Consider the following 12,181-nt stretch of genomic DNA (forward strand, 5'->3'; position numbering starts at 1 on the left):
CGCTTGCCCTCGGACGCGCGCGGGACCATAAGAGGCCAGACGCGAACACGACCCGAAAAGGAGACCGCCATGATCGGACGTCTGAACCATGTCGCCATCGCCGTGCCCGACCTCGAGGCCGCATCGGCACAGTACCGCGACGCGCTGGGCGCCAAGGTCGGCGCACCGCAGGACGAGCCCGATCACGGCGTGACAGTGGTGTTCATCGAATTGCCCAATACCAAGATCGAGCTGCTTTACCCGCTGGGCGAAAACTCTCCGATCCGCGGGTTCCTCGACAAGAACCCATCGGGCGGCATCCACCATGTCTGTTACGAGGTCGACGACATCATCGCCGCCCGCGACAAGCTGAAAGAGGCCGGTCTGCGCGTGCTGGGCGACGGCGAGCCCCGGATCGGCGCGCATGGCAAGCCGGTGCTGTTCCTGCATCCCAAGGACATGAACGGCACGCTGACGGAACTGGAGCAGGTCTGATGGGCGTGACGTCGGGCATCGTCCTGTTCGCGGTGCTGTGGTTCCTGACCTTCCTCATCGCCATTCCGATCCGGCTCAGGACGCAGGGCGATGTGGGCGAGGTGGTGCCGGGCACCCATGCCTCCAGCCCCGAGGTGCACAACCTGAAGAAAAAGGCGATCATCACCACGATCGTCGCCGCGATCCTGTGGGCGATCATCGCCACGATCATCATCACCGGCACGATCACCGTGCGCGATATCGACTGGCGCCACCTGATGCCGCCGGTATCCGAGCCGGGCTGACGAACCGCGCGGTTGCGGTCACGAACCGCGCGGTTTCACCCCGTGATAGATATGGGTGAAGGTGGCCGCGCCCAGGATCGGGATCAGCAGGTTCATGATCGGGATGCTCAGCGGGATCGCCATCAGGATACCCGCGGCCCAGATCGTCATGGCGTGCTGCCGGCGCAGCTCTTTCGCCCGCGCGCGCCCCTCGCGGCGCATCGCGGCCAGGGTGAAATATTCCCGCCCCAGCAGGAACCCGTTCAGCCCCCAGAACAGTGCCAGCGGGGCAAACGGTATCCAGAACACGAAGGCATAGACGAACAGCGCCAGCGTGTTCGCCGCGATCAGCACGCCCAGGAAATTCACCGTGTCGCGCAGCGCGTCGCCAAAGGGCACCGGCGCCACGTCGGGCAGGGCGGGGTAATGGCGGTCCTCGACCGCGTCGGCCACGGTTTCCAGGAACATCGAGGTGATGGCCGAGGCCACCGGGATCATCAGGAACACCGACAGGATCAGCATCAGCAGCAGGCTGGACCAGCCCACCAGGTCGTCCAGCCAGGTGACGGTGCCGATCAGCGGCAGCGTCGCCTCGGGGCCCATCAGCGTCTGCAACAGCCACAAAACGGCGGCATAGGCCGCCACCAGCAGCGCGAATGTCAGCCCCACGCCAAGCCCCAGCACCCGCAGGAAGCGGCGGTCATGCACCTGCCCCAGCGTGCGCTGAAAGGCGGAAAGGATCAGTCCGATATCCATGTCACGATCTTCCCAAGGTCCGGCCGGGGGCGTTCGGGGGGCGCGCTGCGCTCGGTCCCGATATGGACGAAGCCCGCGATGCGTTCGTTTTCGGCAAGGCCAAGCCCCGTCGCCATGAAGCCGCGGTCATGGCTGGGCCAGCCCGACAACCAGTTCGCGCCCCAGCCGGCGGCCAGCGCGGCGTTCAGCAGCGCAAGGCAGGCGGCGCCGGCGGAATAGGTCTGTTCCAGCGCGGGCACCTTCTCGCTCTCGCGCTGCACCTCGATCACGGCGACGGCAAGGTTGCCCTGTTCGAACTGGCTGGCGCCCTTGTCGGCTTTTTCGGCGTCATGACCCAGGGCGGCGGCGCGCTCGCGCGCAAGGCCCGCCAGGCGTTGCAGCGCCGCGTGCTCCAGCACGACAAAGCGCCACGGCTCCAGCTTGCCGTGATCGGGGGTGCGCGCGGCGGCCGTCAGGATCGGCAGCAGCGCCGCGCGGTCCGGCACCGGCAGGGTCAGCGTCTTGGCGGGGCGCGAGCGCCGCGTCAGCAGGAACTCCAGCGCGGAGGGGTTGGGATCGGGCATGAAAATCCTTTCGCGTTTCGGCTCTTATGTCGGACAAGCGCGCATGGGGTTCAAGGGCGGGGAGGCATTTCCCGCGCCATTTCCCCGACGGGTGTGCCGAAAACCCCTGCAGGGCGATTTCCGCCGCCCGACCGGGGGAGCGTCGAGGAGTATTCAACTCGGCCGCGAAATTGTCCATGCTGGGGGCATGTCCAGGGATTTGCCCGATCTGACCCACCTTGTGCGCCCCGGCGCCGAGTTCGCCCTGCGCGTCACGCCCAAGGCGTCGCGCGACCGCATCGTCGCGGCGGGCGGCGTGCTGCGGGTCTATGTCACCGTCGCGCCCGAGGACGGCAAGGCGAACGCCGCCGTGCAGAAACTGCTGGCCAAATCGCTGGGCGTGGCGAAATCGCGCCTGACCCTGCTGCGCGGGCAGACATCGCGGGACAAGCTGTTCCGGCTGGAGTGACGCGCCTATTTGCGCACCCGCGAATAGATCCCCTCGGGCAGGTTCAGCGCCACCGCCAGATCCTGCAATTGCGAGATCGACAGCGTGATCTTTTCCACCCGGTCGGTGCGCGCGTCGTATTGCTCGACCGTCACGCATTCCTCGAAGGCGTTGATGGTGATGTCTTCCTGCAAGGGCGCGGGGCCCTCGTCGACAAGGGTGACGACCGTGGCGTCGAATTCGTGCTCGATGCTGAACATGGGGGCAGTCTATGGCGGGATTTCGCCAGTGCAAGCGATTCAGCGCGGCGAGATGGGTCTGGCGGCGCGCGGCGGGCGTGATAGAACGTGGGCGCCGCTTGCCAGAGGAAAGGAAAACGATGCGCCTACCGGCCCTGATCCTGATCGTCGCCATGGGCCTTGCCGGATGCGTGCCGACCGGCACGCCCGCGCCTGTCGCACAACCCGCGGGCGCCGTGCCCGCGCCGCAATCGGCCCGCGCGGCGGCGCGGCAATTCGTCGAGGTGGTCGAAACCGTCGAACCCGTGGCCGAGCGCGAATGCCGCCGCCACGCGCCGGGCGCCAATTGCGATTTCCAGATCGTCGTGGACGACCGCCCCGGCCAGCCGCCCAACGCCTTCCAGACCCTCGATGCGCAGGGGCGGCCGGTGATCGCGTTCAACCTCGGGCTCATCGCCGAGGCGCGCAACGCCGACGAGCTGGCCTTTGTGATGGGGCACGAGGCCGCGCATCATATCGCCGGCCATATCGACCGGCAACGCCAGGCGGCGGCCGCCGGCGCTGTGATCTTTGCCGGGCTGGCCACGCTGACCGGCGCCGACGAAAGCGGCGTGCGCAGCGCGCAGGAGCTGGGCGCGGCGGTGGGCGCACGCAGCTATTCCAAGGAATTCGAGCTTGAGGCCGACCGGCTGGGCACGATCATCACCGCGCGGGCGGGCTACGATCCGCTGCGCGGGGCCGAGTTCTTTACCCGCATCCCCGATCCGGGCAACCGTTTCCTCGGCACCCACCCGCCCAACGCGCAGCGCATCCAGACCGTGCGCGACACCGTCGCGGGCCTGTGACGGCGCATCCCGCCACATGCTGACCCTGCCCAATGTCCTGAGCGACCGCGGTTCGCGCTATGCCGCATCGGGCGGGGTGGCGACATCCGAACCCGATGTCGCTGCGTTTCTCAAAAATTTGAAACGCAACAAGAAATTTGCGAAGGCCACCCATAACAGCTGGGGCGTGATCCTGGCGGACGGCACCGCGCTCAAGGGCGATGACGGCGAGGCGGGGGCCGGAATGGTGATCCTGCGGATGCTCGAACGCGAAGATGTCAGGGACGTGATCGTGGTGGTCACGCGCTGGTATGGCGGCAAACACCTGGGCGGCGACCGCTTTCGCCATGTGCAGACCTGCGTCGCGGCCTTTCTGACGGAATGGCGCGGCGGGTCTTGATCAGGATCAAGGCCAGCTTTCGCGCGGCGGATTAGCATTCACGGCACACCGGAAAGGGGAGGGCGCCATGCACAGGCTCGGCAACCCGATCAAGCATTTCTGGCTGGTTCAGGACATGGCGCGCGCCGCCAGCGTCGATCTGGCCGATGCCCGCCGCGACGGGCGCCTGACGACCGAGGACTGGGCCGCGATGGTGACCCGCTGCCGCGGCTGCCAGTGGGCCGAAGGGTGCCAGCACTGGCTGCGCGCGCAGCAGCAGGACGACGACAGCGCCGAGGTGCCGCCCGCCTGCGCCAACCGCGCCGTGTTCGACAGCCTGCGCGAACCGGCCTGAGCAGGCACTGCCTGCCGTTTCCTCTCTCTGGCACTTGCCCGGGGGGGGAGGCGCCGCAGGCGACGGGGGCAGAGTCCCCTTGCGCGGGATTGTGCAGATCAGCCGGGGGTCAGACGAACTGTTCGCGGATCAGCCGCTCTTCCAGCCCGTGACCGGGATCGAACAGGATGCGGTGGGCGATTTCCGGCGCGCTCTGGATTTCGACCGACACCACATCGCGGACCGAGCGGGAATCGGCGTCGGCCATGACCGGGCGCTTGTCGGGGTCGGTCACGTCGATGCGCACGCGGGCCGATTTGGGCAGCAGCGCGCCGCGCCAGCGCCGCGGGCGGAACGGCGCGATGGCCGTCAGCGCCAGCACGTCCGAGCCGATCGGCAGGATCGGCCCGTGGGCGGAGTAGTTATAGGCAGTCGACCCCGCGGGGGTCGAAACCAGCGCTCCGTCGCAGACCAGCTCTTCCATCCGCAGCCGCCCGTCGACGGTGATCTTCAGCCTGGCGGCCTGCGGGCCCTGCCGCAGCAGCGACACCTCGTTGATCGCCAGCGCCTCGTGCACCGATCCGTCCATCCGCGTCGCCCGCATCCGCAGCGGGTTCAGCACCTCTTCCTGGGCTTCCTGCAATCTTTCGATCAGGTCGCCCTCGTGATAGGCGTTCATCAGGAAGCCGACGGTGCCCCGGTTCATGCCGTAGACCGGCGCATCCAGCGCCTGTGTGCGGTGCAGGGTCTGCAGCATGAACCCGTCGCCCCCCAGCGCCACGATCACGTCGGCACGATCCTCGGGGGTGTCGCCATAGCGCGCCACCAGCGCGGCGCGCGCGGTCTGCGCGGTGGGCGCGTCGCTGGCGGTGAAGGCGATGGCAAGCGGCATCTGGCGGGCGTCCTGTTTCCGAAGGGGTGAATTCGGTTCCGAAAGAACCACAAAGTTCCCAACTTAACCAGCCCCGCCGCATGTGCGTGCGGCTGCGTCGCTTTCAGCCCTTTCCGTGGCGCGGGGTTTCCTTTACGAAATCGGCCAAACCATGCCTTTGGATTTCACCAAAACGGAGCCCTCGATGTCTGACACCGGTTTCTTCACCGAATCCCTCGCCTCGCGCGATCCCGAGCTTTACCAGTCGATCACCGACGAGCTGGGCCGCCAGCGCCACGAGATCGAGCTGATCGCCTCGGAAAACATCGTTTCCGCCGCGGTGATGGAGGCGCAGGGCTCGGTCATGACGAACAAATACGCCGAGGGCTATCCCGGCCGGCGCTATTACGGCGGCTGCCAGTTCGTCGACGTGGCCGAAAACCTGGCCATCGAACGGGCGAAACAGTTGTTCGGCTGCGAATTCGCCAATGTGCAGCCCAATTCGGGCAGCCAGGCCAACCAGGGTGTCTATACCGCGCTGCTGCAGCCGGGCGACACGATCCTGGGGATGTCGCTGGACGCGGGCGGCCACCTGACCCACGGCGCGAAACCCAACCAGTCGGGCAAGTGGTTCCACGCGGTGCAATACGGCGTGCGCCAGCAGGACAGCCTGATCGACTATGACCAGATCGCCGCGCTGACCGCCGAGCACAAGCCGAAGATGATCATCGCGGGCGGTTCGGCCATCCCGCGGGTGATCGACTTTGCCAAGATCCGCGAGATCGCCGATACCGTGGGCGCGATCGTGCTGGCCGACGTGGCGCATTTCGCCGGGCTGATTGCGGCGGGCGTCTATCCCGACCCGTTCCCGCACGCCCATGTGGTCACCACCACCACCCACAAGACCCTGCGCGGCCCGCGCGGCGGCATGATCCTGACCAATGACGAGGCGATTGCGAAAAAGATCAACAGCGCGATCTTCCCCGGTATCCAGGGCGGGCCGCTGATGCATGTGATCGCCGCCAAGGCCGTGGCCTTCGGCGAGGCGCTGCGCCCCGGGTTCAGGACCTACCAGCAACAGGTGGTGAAGAACGCCGGAGCGCTGGCCGAGCAGCTGATGAAGGGTGGGCTGGATATCGTGACCGGCGGCACCGACAGCCACGTGATGCTGGTCGACCTGCGGCCCAAGGGCGTCAAGGGCAACGCGACCGAGGCCGCGCTGGAGCGCGCGCATATCACCTGCAACAAGAACGGCATTCCGTTCGACCCGGAAAAACCCACCGTCACCAGCGGCGTGCGCCTCGGCACCCCCGCAGGCACGACGCGCGGTTTCGGCGAGGCCGAGTTCCGCCAGATCGCCGACTGGATCGTCGAGGTGGTGGACGGGCTGGCCGCCAATGGCGAGGACGGTAACGCCGAGGTCGAGGCCAAGGTGCGCTCGGAGGTCGAGGCGCTGTGCAAGCGGTTCCCGATCTATCCGAACCTGTAAGGGAAGGGGCTGTTGGCACCGGATAGGGGGGCGCTGCCCCCCGTCGCCTGCGGCGCTTCCCCCCGGGATATTGCCAGAGAGAGGAAACCGGGGGTCAGATCATCCCCCGCCAGCGCAGCACCGCGAGAACGAGCGCGGCCAGCAGCAGCAGGTTGAAGGCCAGACCGCCGGCAACGCCGATCAGCCGGTCCTTGCGGCGCTCTTTCGGGTCGATGGTTTTCAGGTGCGCGACCGCCGCGCTGTAGGCACGCTCGAGCGCGCCGGGGTCGGCCATGCGGGCCAGCCGGGGGTTGCCCGCCATCCGCGATGCCGCGTCCAGGCGGTGCAGGTCGCGGCGCAGCCATGCCGGCAGGCGGCGCCCGGCCTTGTCGGCGCGGTGCCCCAGCGGACCCTTGCGCAGGCCCAGCTTTTGCTCCAGCAATGCGTTCAGATGCGCGGTCTTGCGCGCCAGGTCCGTGGACTCCATCGGCGACTCTCCGACCGGCAGGGTAGGGCGCGGGCGCGGCGGGGTCAAATGCCAGGGGGAACGCGATGCTGAATTATATCTTGCACGGCGATGCCGCTGCCGGCCCCGGCCTGCTGATCGCGCACGGGCTGTTCGGCTCGGCCCGGAACTGGGGGGTGATCGCCAAACGGCTGTCGCAGGACCGGCCGGTGGTGGCGGTGGACATGCGCAACCATGGGCAAAGCCCGTGGTATGACACGCATTCCTATATCGACATGGCGGATGATCTGGCCGAGGTGATCGACCACCTGGGCGGGGCCTGGGACGTGCTGGGGCATTCGATGGGGGGCAAGGCGGCGATGGTGCTGGCGCTGACGCATCCCGAAAAGCTGCGCCGGCTGATCGTGGCGGATATCGCGCCCGTGGCCTATGACCATTCGCAGATGCAATATATCGAGGCGATGCGGGCGGTCGATCTTGCGCGCGTCTCGAAACGCTCGGACGCGCTGGCGCAGCTCGAGGGGGTCGATGACCCGCAGCTGCGGTCCTTTTTCCTGCAATCGCTGGATATCGCCGAACGGCGCTGGCGGCTGAACCTCGACGTGCTGGCCGCCGAAATGCCGAAGATCCTGTCCTTTCCCGATACGGACGCGCGGTTCGACGGCCCCACGCTGTTCCTGTCGGGGGCGGAGTCGCATTACGTCGACCGGGCCTATCGGCCGCGTATCAAGGCGCTGTTCCCGCGGGCGCAATTCGCAAAAATCCCGGGCGCAGGCCACTGGCTGCACGCCGAGAAACCGCGCGAGTTCGAGGCGGCGGTGCGCCATTGGCTTGCCGTGACGCAAGCCGCCTGAGCCGTCAGGCGTTGCCGTAAAGCCGGTAGGCGACCGCCCATGACACGGGCAGCGCCAGAAGGAACCCGGCGACCGCCGCAACCAGGATCGGTTGCAGGGTGGTGAACCCGGCCACCAGGGAAACGACGATGAAACTGCCGGCCAGCGTGGTGCTGATGAGCGAGTAGAGAATCGAAGCAAGGCGCATCATGGCGGGGCCTCATATATTGCTGTCACTGGCGCGTTCCGGTGAAATATGCATTAAGGATTAAGCAATAAGGGCGCCTTGATCTGTATCAGATGGCCGCCATCTATCTGCTGGCCCCTGTCAGGGGGCGGCACCCCTTGGCGAAAGGGCGATCCGATGGACGGGCTCGCATTTCACGCCGACCTTGATAAACTCGACCTTGTTAGTCGCACTTCCGGGACCGAATTTACCGAATGATCACTCAAAAGACGAAATATGCCCTGAAATCCCTCATGGTGCTTGCCGATGAGAAGGCGGGCGATGGCGCTGCCCTGCGGATCGAGGAAATCGCTGAGCGATCCGGGGCGCCCAAGCGGTTCCTGGAACATATCCTGCTGGACCTGAAGCGTGCCGGGCTGATCGGCAGCCGGCGGGGGCGCAAGGGCGGCTATGAGCTGATCAAGAACCCCAGGACGGTTTCCCTGGCCGAGATCCTGCGCCTGATCGACGGGCCGATGGCGCCGTTGCCCTGCCTGTCGCGCAAGGCCTATCAACGCTGCGAGGATTGCAAGGACGAGGTCACCTGCCGGGTGCGGGCCGTGTTCGGGGGTTTCTATTCCACCTACATCCTGATGATCGAGTCGCTGACCCTGGCCGACCTGATGGAAGATTCGCAGCCCCTGGAACGCTTCAACCTGCCCGAAGTCGCGGCGGGGGAATAATATTCTACTATCACGATCAAATTAGACGTGATTTTTCCTTTGCAAAACACGACTAACCCTGTCGTAATTTAGGTGTCAGGCGGCGCTGACGGTGTCTGCACGGTTTCCGGCAAGGCCGGGGGCCGGTTTGCCACCACCGCCCCGTCGACCTGGCACGAGATGTCAAGACCGGGTTCAGCAGAGGAAGTCACAATGATCCATACCATCAGCATCGGTGCCCATGCGCTTGCGCAGGGCCAGTTCATCCGAAGTCTCGGGGATGGCCGTATCGAGATCGAAGCGGGCGGCCGCACATTCGCCGGAACGCCCGTGGCGGGGCGTCATGCCGTGCCCCGCGGGGACGCGCTGCCCCGTCCTGTTGCGGCCCGGCGCTGGAAGGGCGGCCTGCTTGCCGCCATCGGCGCGCTTGCGCTGGCCGTCGGCCATGTGCCTGCGGCGCAGGCGCAGGAACCGGTCGAAATCCTTAACGTGTCCTATGATCCGACGCGGGAATTCTACCGCGAATACAACGAGTTGTTCAGCGAATGGTGGGTTGCGCAGGGGAATGCCCCCGTGACCATCCAGCAATCGCATGGCGGCGCCGGGGCGCAGGCCCGGGCCGTGATCGACGGGCTTGAGGCGACGGTCGTCACGCTGGCACTGTCGGCCGATATCGACACGATTTCCGAGCGGACGGGCCTTTTCCCGGCCGACTGGCAATCGCGCCTGCCGCACAATTCCTCGCCCTATACCTCGACCATCGTGTTCCTGGTGCGCGAGGGCAATCCGAAGGGCATCGGCGACTGGGGCGACCTGGTCGCCGAGGGCGTGCAGGTGATCACGCCCAACCCCAAGACCTCGGGCGGGGCGCGCTGGAACTTCCTTGCGGCCTGGGCCTATGCCGAGAAGAACGGGCTGGACCCGCGCGAATTCGTCGGTGCGATGTATCGCAACGTGCCGGTGCTCGATACCGGGGCGCGCGGCTCGACCACCACCTTTACCCAGCGCGGTATCGGCGACGTGCTGCTGGCCTGGGAGAACGAGGCCTTCCTTGCGCTGGCCGAACAGGGCGAGGATGCCTTTGACATCGTGGTGCCCTCGGTTTCGATCCTGGCCGAGCCGCCGGTGACGCTGGTCGACGGCAACATCGCATCGGATGCGCAGCGCGCGGCGGCCGAAGCCTATCTCGAACATCTCTACAGCCCCGAGGCGCAGGCGCTGGCGCTGAAGCACTATTACCGCGCCTGGGATGTCTCGGCCGCCGCCCCCGAGGATGCGGCCCGCTTTCCCGAGGTGGACCTGGTCTCGATCAAGGATTTCGGCGGCTGGCCGGTCGTTCAGCCGGAATATTTCGGCGAAGGCGGCATATTCGACCAGATCTTCGAGGGGCAGTAGGTCATGAGGGCGGGCATTCTCCGCTCGCCCTCACCCCTGCCGGGGTTTGGGCTGAGCTTCGGGATCATGATGGCGGTGCTGTCCATCGTCGTCCTTCTGCCGATCGTCGCCCTGCTGGGGCACGGTCTGGCCATCGGCCCGGCTGACCTGTGGGGGATGGTCAGTTCGCGCCGTATCCGCGCGGCGCTGGCCCTTTCCTTCCGCGCGGCGCTGGTCGCCTCGCTCTTCAACCTCGTGTTCGGGCTCGTGCTGGCCTGGGTGCTGGTGCGCTACCGTTTCTGGGGGCGGCGCCTGATCGACGCGGCCATCGACCTGCCCTTTGCCCTGCCGACGGCGGTGGCCGGGATCGCGCTGACCGCGCTTTACGCGCCGAACGGCGCCTTCGGGCAGCTTCTGGCGCCGCTGGGCCTTCGCGTGGCCTATACCGAGATCGGCATCTGGCTGGCGCTGATCTTCATCGGGCTGCCTTTCGTGGTGCGCACCGTCCAGCCGGTGATCGAGGAGGTCGACCGCGAGGTGGAAGAGGTCAGCGCCACGCTGGGCGCGCGCCGCGCCTACACGCTGCGCCGGGTGGTCCTGCCGACGCTGACGCCCGCGCTGCTGACGGGCTTCGCCCTCGCGCTGGCGCGGTCGGTCGGCGAATACGGCTCGGTCATCTTCATTGCCGGGAACCTGCCCTTCCAGACCGAGATCGCGCCCCTGCTGATCGTCATCCGGCTGGAGGAATACAATCACGAGGCCGCCACCGCGATCGGGCTGGCCATGCTGCTGATCGCGTTCGCGATGCTGTTGGCCATCAACGCCATCCAGATCTGGAGCAGACGGAGGATCGGAGATGTCTAGGATCAAGGGCTGCCGGAACACCTGCCGGCACGACGAAGCGGCACGATTGCCGCCGGGATCGGGGGTCGTTCTTGCCGGGACGATCGGGTTCGCCGGTGTCCTTGTCGGTGCCGCGGTCTTTCTGTCTGGGGCCGGGATCGGCTGGGCCGTTGCGGGCTGGCTTGTCGCCAATGCCTGCGGGCTCGTCATGGTGGTGGTCTTTGCCGGGCGCCCGCCGCAACCGGGGGCCTGCCTATCCGGGAGGTGCCGGTTTCGCGGCGACCACCGACTTTTCGGGAGACTTGTAAATGTCTGATGTCGCACATCCCGTTACCCGGCCCACGCCGGTCACGACAGAGCCCCGGCTGGCCCGTCACATCCTGATCGGCACCGTCGTGGCGCTTGTCGCGGTCCTGCTGTTCGCGCCGCTGTTCGCGGTCTTCGCCGAGGCACTGCGCCAGGGCTGGGCCGCTTCGATCGAGGGGATATCGTCGCCCGATGCGCGCGCCGCGATACGGTTGACGCTGATTGTGGCGGCCATCGCGGTGCCGCTGAACGCGGTGTTCGGCATCGCCGCCGCCTGGGCCATCACCAAGTTCGACTTTCGCGGGAAGGCGTTCCTGATCACATTGATCGACCTGCCGTTCTCGGTCTCGCCGGTGGTGGCGGGGCTGGCGCTGGTGTTGCTGTTCGGGGCGAATTCATGGTTCGGGGCGTGGCTGATCGCCCATGACCTCAAGATCGTCTTTGCCTTTCCCGGCATCGTGCTGGCCACGATGTTCGTGACCTTCCCCTTCGTCGCGCGCGAGCTGATCCCGGTGATGATGGAACAGGGCCGCGCCGAGGAAGAGGCGGCGCTGACGCTGGGCGCGTCGGGCTGGCGCGTGTTCCTTACCGTGACCCTGCCGAATATCCGCTGGGCGCTGCTTTACGGCGTGCTGCTGTGCAACGCGCGCGCGATGGGGGAATTCGGCGCGGTGGCCGTGATCTCGGGCAAGATCCGGGGTGAGACCACCACCATGCCGATCATGATCGAGATGCTTTACAACGAGTATCTTTCGGTCGCGGCCTTTTCGCTTGCCGCCGTGCTGGCGCTGCTGGCGCTGGTCACGCTGTTCCTGAAATCCCTGCTCGAATGGTGCTATGCGGATCTGCTGGCCGCCACGCGACGCCACTGAA

The 12,181-nt window shown here is 66.8% G+C and carries 18 protein-coding genes; 12 read left to right on the forward strand and 6 right to left on the reverse strand.

What is annotated here, in order from left to right; all coding sequences use genetic code 11:
- The first annotated feature begins 69 nt into the window (after positions 1 to 69).
- Positions 70 to 474, forward strand: a complete 405-nt coding sequence (mce, locus tag F3H87_RS01605; RefSeq protein ID WP_149786770.1) for a methylmalonyl-CoA epimerase — start codon at positions 70 to 72, stop codon at positions 472 to 474.
- The gene (locus tag F3H87_RS01610) at positions 474 to 758 is read left to right on the forward strand and encodes a DUF1467 family protein (RefSeq protein WP_149786769.1); all 285 of its coding nucleotides are present in this window, start codon (positions 474 to 476) and stop codon (positions 756 to 758) included. Before mce ends, F3H87_RS01610 begins: the two co-directional genes overlap by 1 nt.
- 18 nt (positions 759 to 776) lie before the next feature.
- Here the strand turns inward: F3H87_RS01610 and F3H87_RS01615 are convergent, their stop codons facing one another.
- Positions 777 to 1,493, reverse strand: coding sequence for an EI24 domain-containing protein (locus F3H87_RS01615; RefSeq protein ID WP_223227936.1), 717 nt, complete (start codon positions 1,491 to 1,493; stop codon positions 777 to 779).
- A complete protein-coding gene (locus tag F3H87_RS01620) occupies positions 1,478 to 2,056 on the reverse strand; it encodes a nitroreductase family protein (protein ID WP_149786768.1) in 579 nt (192 codons plus the stop codon). Before F3H87_RS01620 ends, F3H87_RS01615 begins: the two co-directional genes overlap by 16 nt.
- 187 nt (positions 2,057 to 2,243) lie before the next feature.
- Between F3H87_RS01620 and F3H87_RS01625 the strand changes: the two genes are divergently transcribed.
- Positions 2,244 to 2,504 (forward strand): DUF167 domain-containing protein, encoded by a 261-nt coding sequence (locus F3H87_RS01625; RefSeq protein ID WP_149786767.1) that lies wholly within the window; start codon positions 2,244 to 2,246, stop codon positions 2,502 to 2,504.
- A gap of 5 nt (positions 2,505 to 2,509) precedes the next feature.
- On the opposite strand, the gene F3H87_RS01630 is transcribed toward F3H87_RS01625, so the two are convergent.
- Positions 2,510 to 2,743: a hypothetical protein gene (locus F3H87_RS01630; RefSeq protein WP_149786766.1), complete on the reverse strand. Its 234-nt coding sequence runs from the start codon at positions 2,741 to 2,743 to the stop codon at positions 2,510 to 2,512.
- Between the two features lie 119 nt (positions 2,744 to 2,862).
- Here F3H87_RS01630 and F3H87_RS01635 point away from each other — a divergent pair, with 119 nt between their 5' ends.
- From F3H87_RS01635 to F3H87_RS01645, 3 genes are all read left to right on the forward strand, one after another.
- Positions 2,863 to 3,567 carry a M48 family metallopeptidase gene (locus F3H87_RS01635; protein ID WP_149786765.1) on the forward strand — a complete coding sequence of 235 codons (705 nt, stop codon included), beginning with the start codon at positions 2,863 to 2,865 and terminating at the stop codon, positions 3,565 to 3,567.
- Positions 3,568 to 3,583: 16 nt separating this feature from the next.
- A complete protein-coding gene (locus tag F3H87_RS01640; protein WP_149786764.1) occupies positions 3,584 to 3,946 on the forward strand; it encodes a YigZ family protein in 363 nt (120 codons plus the stop codon).
- A 67-nt stretch (positions 3,947 to 4,013) separates the two neighbouring features.
- Positions 4,014 to 4,280, forward strand: coding sequence for a DUF6455 family protein (locus F3H87_RS01645; protein WP_149786763.1), 267 nt, complete (start codon positions 4,014 to 4,016; stop codon positions 4,278 to 4,280).
- Positions 4,281 to 4,389: 109 nt separating this feature from the next.
- Here the strand turns inward: F3H87_RS01645 and F3H87_RS01650 are convergent, their stop codons facing one another.
- Positions 4,390 to 5,151 carry an NAD kinase gene (locus F3H87_RS01650; RefSeq protein ID WP_149786762.1) on the reverse strand — a complete coding sequence of 254 codons (762 nt, stop codon included), beginning with the start codon at positions 5,149 to 5,151 and terminating at the stop codon, positions 4,390 to 4,392.
- 184 nt (positions 5,152 to 5,335) lie between these two features.
- Here F3H87_RS01650 and glyA point away from each other — a divergent pair, with 184 nt between their 5' ends.
- Positions 5,336 to 6,619, forward strand: coding sequence for a serine hydroxymethyltransferase (gene glyA, locus F3H87_RS01655; protein ID WP_188129137.1), 1,284 nt, complete (start codon positions 5,336 to 5,338; stop codon positions 6,617 to 6,619).
- 94 nt (positions 6,620 to 6,713) lie between these two features.
- Here the strand turns inward: glyA and F3H87_RS01660 are convergent, their stop codons facing one another.
- Positions 6,714 to 7,085: a hypothetical protein gene (locus F3H87_RS01660; RefSeq protein ID WP_149786760.1), complete on the reverse strand. Its 372-nt coding sequence runs from the start codon at positions 7,083 to 7,085 to the stop codon at positions 6,714 to 6,716.
- A gap of 65 nt (positions 7,086 to 7,150) precedes the next feature.
- Between F3H87_RS01660 and F3H87_RS01665 the strand changes: the two genes are divergently transcribed.
- A complete protein-coding gene (locus F3H87_RS01665; RefSeq protein ID WP_149786759.1) occupies positions 7,151 to 7,918 on the forward strand; it encodes an alpha/beta fold hydrolase in 768 nt (255 codons plus the stop codon).
- A 4-nt stretch (positions 7,919 to 7,922) separates the two neighbouring features.
- Here the strand turns inward: F3H87_RS01665 and F3H87_RS01670 are convergent, their stop codons facing one another.
- Positions 7,923 to 8,108, reverse strand: coding sequence for a CTP synthetase (locus tag F3H87_RS01670; protein WP_149786758.1), 186 nt, complete (start codon positions 8,106 to 8,108; stop codon positions 7,923 to 7,925).
- Between the two features lie 230 nt (positions 8,109 to 8,338).
- On the opposite strand from F3H87_RS01670, the gene F3H87_RS01675 reads away from it, so the two are divergent.
- The 4 genes from F3H87_RS01675 (at position 8,339) to cysW (ending at position 12,180) form a co-directional block, all read left to right on the forward strand.
- Complete coding sequence (locus tag F3H87_RS01675) at positions 8,339 to 8,806, forward strand: RrF2 family transcriptional regulator (protein WP_149786757.1); 468 nt, start codon at positions 8,339 to 8,341, stop codon at positions 8,804 to 8,806.
- Positions 8,807 to 8,998: 192 nt separating this feature from the next.
- Complete coding sequence (locus F3H87_RS01680) at positions 8,999 to 10,180, forward strand: sulfate ABC transporter substrate-binding protein (protein ID WP_149786756.1); 1,182 nt, start codon at positions 8,999 to 9,001, stop codon at positions 10,178 to 10,180.
- A 3-nt stretch (positions 10,181 to 10,183) separates the two neighbouring features.
- Entirely contained in the window at positions 10,184 to 11,023 is an 840-nt protein-coding gene (gene cysT, locus F3H87_RS01685) for a sulfate ABC transporter permease subunit CysT (protein WP_149786755.1), read from the forward strand.
- A gap of 287 nt (positions 11,024 to 11,310) precedes the next feature.
- Positions 11,311 to 12,180 (forward strand): sulfate ABC transporter permease subunit CysW, encoded by an 870-nt coding sequence (cysW, locus tag F3H87_RS01690; RefSeq protein ID WP_149786753.1) that lies wholly within the window; start codon positions 11,311 to 11,313, stop codon positions 12,178 to 12,180.
- Position 12,181 lies beyond the last annotated feature (1 nt).

It is taken from the genome of Lutimaribacter pacificus, from assembly GCF_900142185.1.
Taxonomy (GTDB): Bacteria; Pseudomonadota; Alphaproteobacteria; order Rhodobacterales; family Rhodobacteraceae; genus Lutimaribacter; species Lutimaribacter pacificus.

Coding starts and splice junctions, on each gene's coding strand:
- mce (WP_149786770.1), top strand. CDS start 70: ATGATCGGACGTCTGAACCATGTCGCCATCGCCGTGCCCGACCTCGAG.
- F3H87_RS01610 (WP_149786769.1), top strand. CDS start 474: ATGGGCGTGACGTCGGGCATCGTCCTGTTCGCGGTGCTGTGGTTCCTG.
- F3H87_RS01615 (WP_223227936.1), bottom strand. CDS start 1,493: ATGGATATCGGACTGATCCTTTCCGCCTTTCAGCGCACGCTGGGGCAG.
- F3H87_RS01620 (WP_149786768.1), bottom strand. CDS start 2,056: ATGCCCGATCCCAACCCCTCCGCGCTGGAGTTCCTGCTGACGCGGCGC.
- F3H87_RS01625 (WP_149786767.1), top strand. CDS start 2,244: ATGTCCAGGGATTTGCCCGATCTGACCCACCTTGTGCGCCCCGGCGCC.
- F3H87_RS01630 (WP_149786766.1), bottom strand. CDS start 2,743: ATGTTCAGCATCGAGCACGAATTCGACGCCACGGTCGTCACCCTTGTC.
- F3H87_RS01635 (WP_149786765.1), top strand. CDS start 2,863: ATGCGCCTACCGGCCCTGATCCTGATCGTCGCCATGGGCCTTGCCGGA.
- F3H87_RS01640 (WP_149786764.1), top strand. CDS start 3,584: ATGCTGACCCTGCCCAATGTCCTGAGCGACCGCGGTTCGCGCTATGCC.
- F3H87_RS01645 (WP_149786763.1), top strand. CDS start 4,014: ATGCACAGGCTCGGCAACCCGATCAAGCATTTCTGGCTGGTTCAGGAC.
- F3H87_RS01650 (WP_149786762.1), bottom strand. CDS start 5,151: ATGCCGCTTGCCATCGCCTTCACCGCCAGCGACGCGCCCACCGCGCAG.
- glyA (WP_188129137.1), top strand. CDS start 5,336: ATGTCTGACACCGGTTTCTTCACCGAATCCCTCGCCTCGCGCGATCCC.
- F3H87_RS01660 (WP_149786760.1), bottom strand. CDS start 7,085: ATGGAGTCCACGGACCTGGCGCGCAAGACCGCGCATCTGAACGCATTG.
- F3H87_RS01665 (WP_149786759.1), top strand. CDS start 7,151: ATGCTGAATTATATCTTGCACGGCGATGCCGCTGCCGGCCCCGGCCTG.
- F3H87_RS01670 (WP_149786758.1), bottom strand. CDS start 8,108: ATGATGCGCCTTGCTTCGATTCTCTACTCGCTCATCAGCACCACGCTG.
- F3H87_RS01675 (WP_149786757.1), top strand. CDS start 8,339: ATGATCACTCAAAAGACGAAATATGCCCTGAAATCCCTCATGGTGCTT.
- F3H87_RS01680 (WP_149786756.1), top strand. CDS start 8,999: ATGATCCATACCATCAGCATCGGTGCCCATGCGCTTGCGCAGGGCCAG.
- cysT (WP_149786755.1), top strand. CDS start 10,184: ATGAGGGCGGGCATTCTCCGCTCGCCCTCACCCCTGCCGGGGTTTGGG.
- cysW (WP_149786753.1), top strand. CDS start 11,311: ATGTCTGATGTCGCACATCCCGTTACCCGGCCCACGCCGGTCACGACA.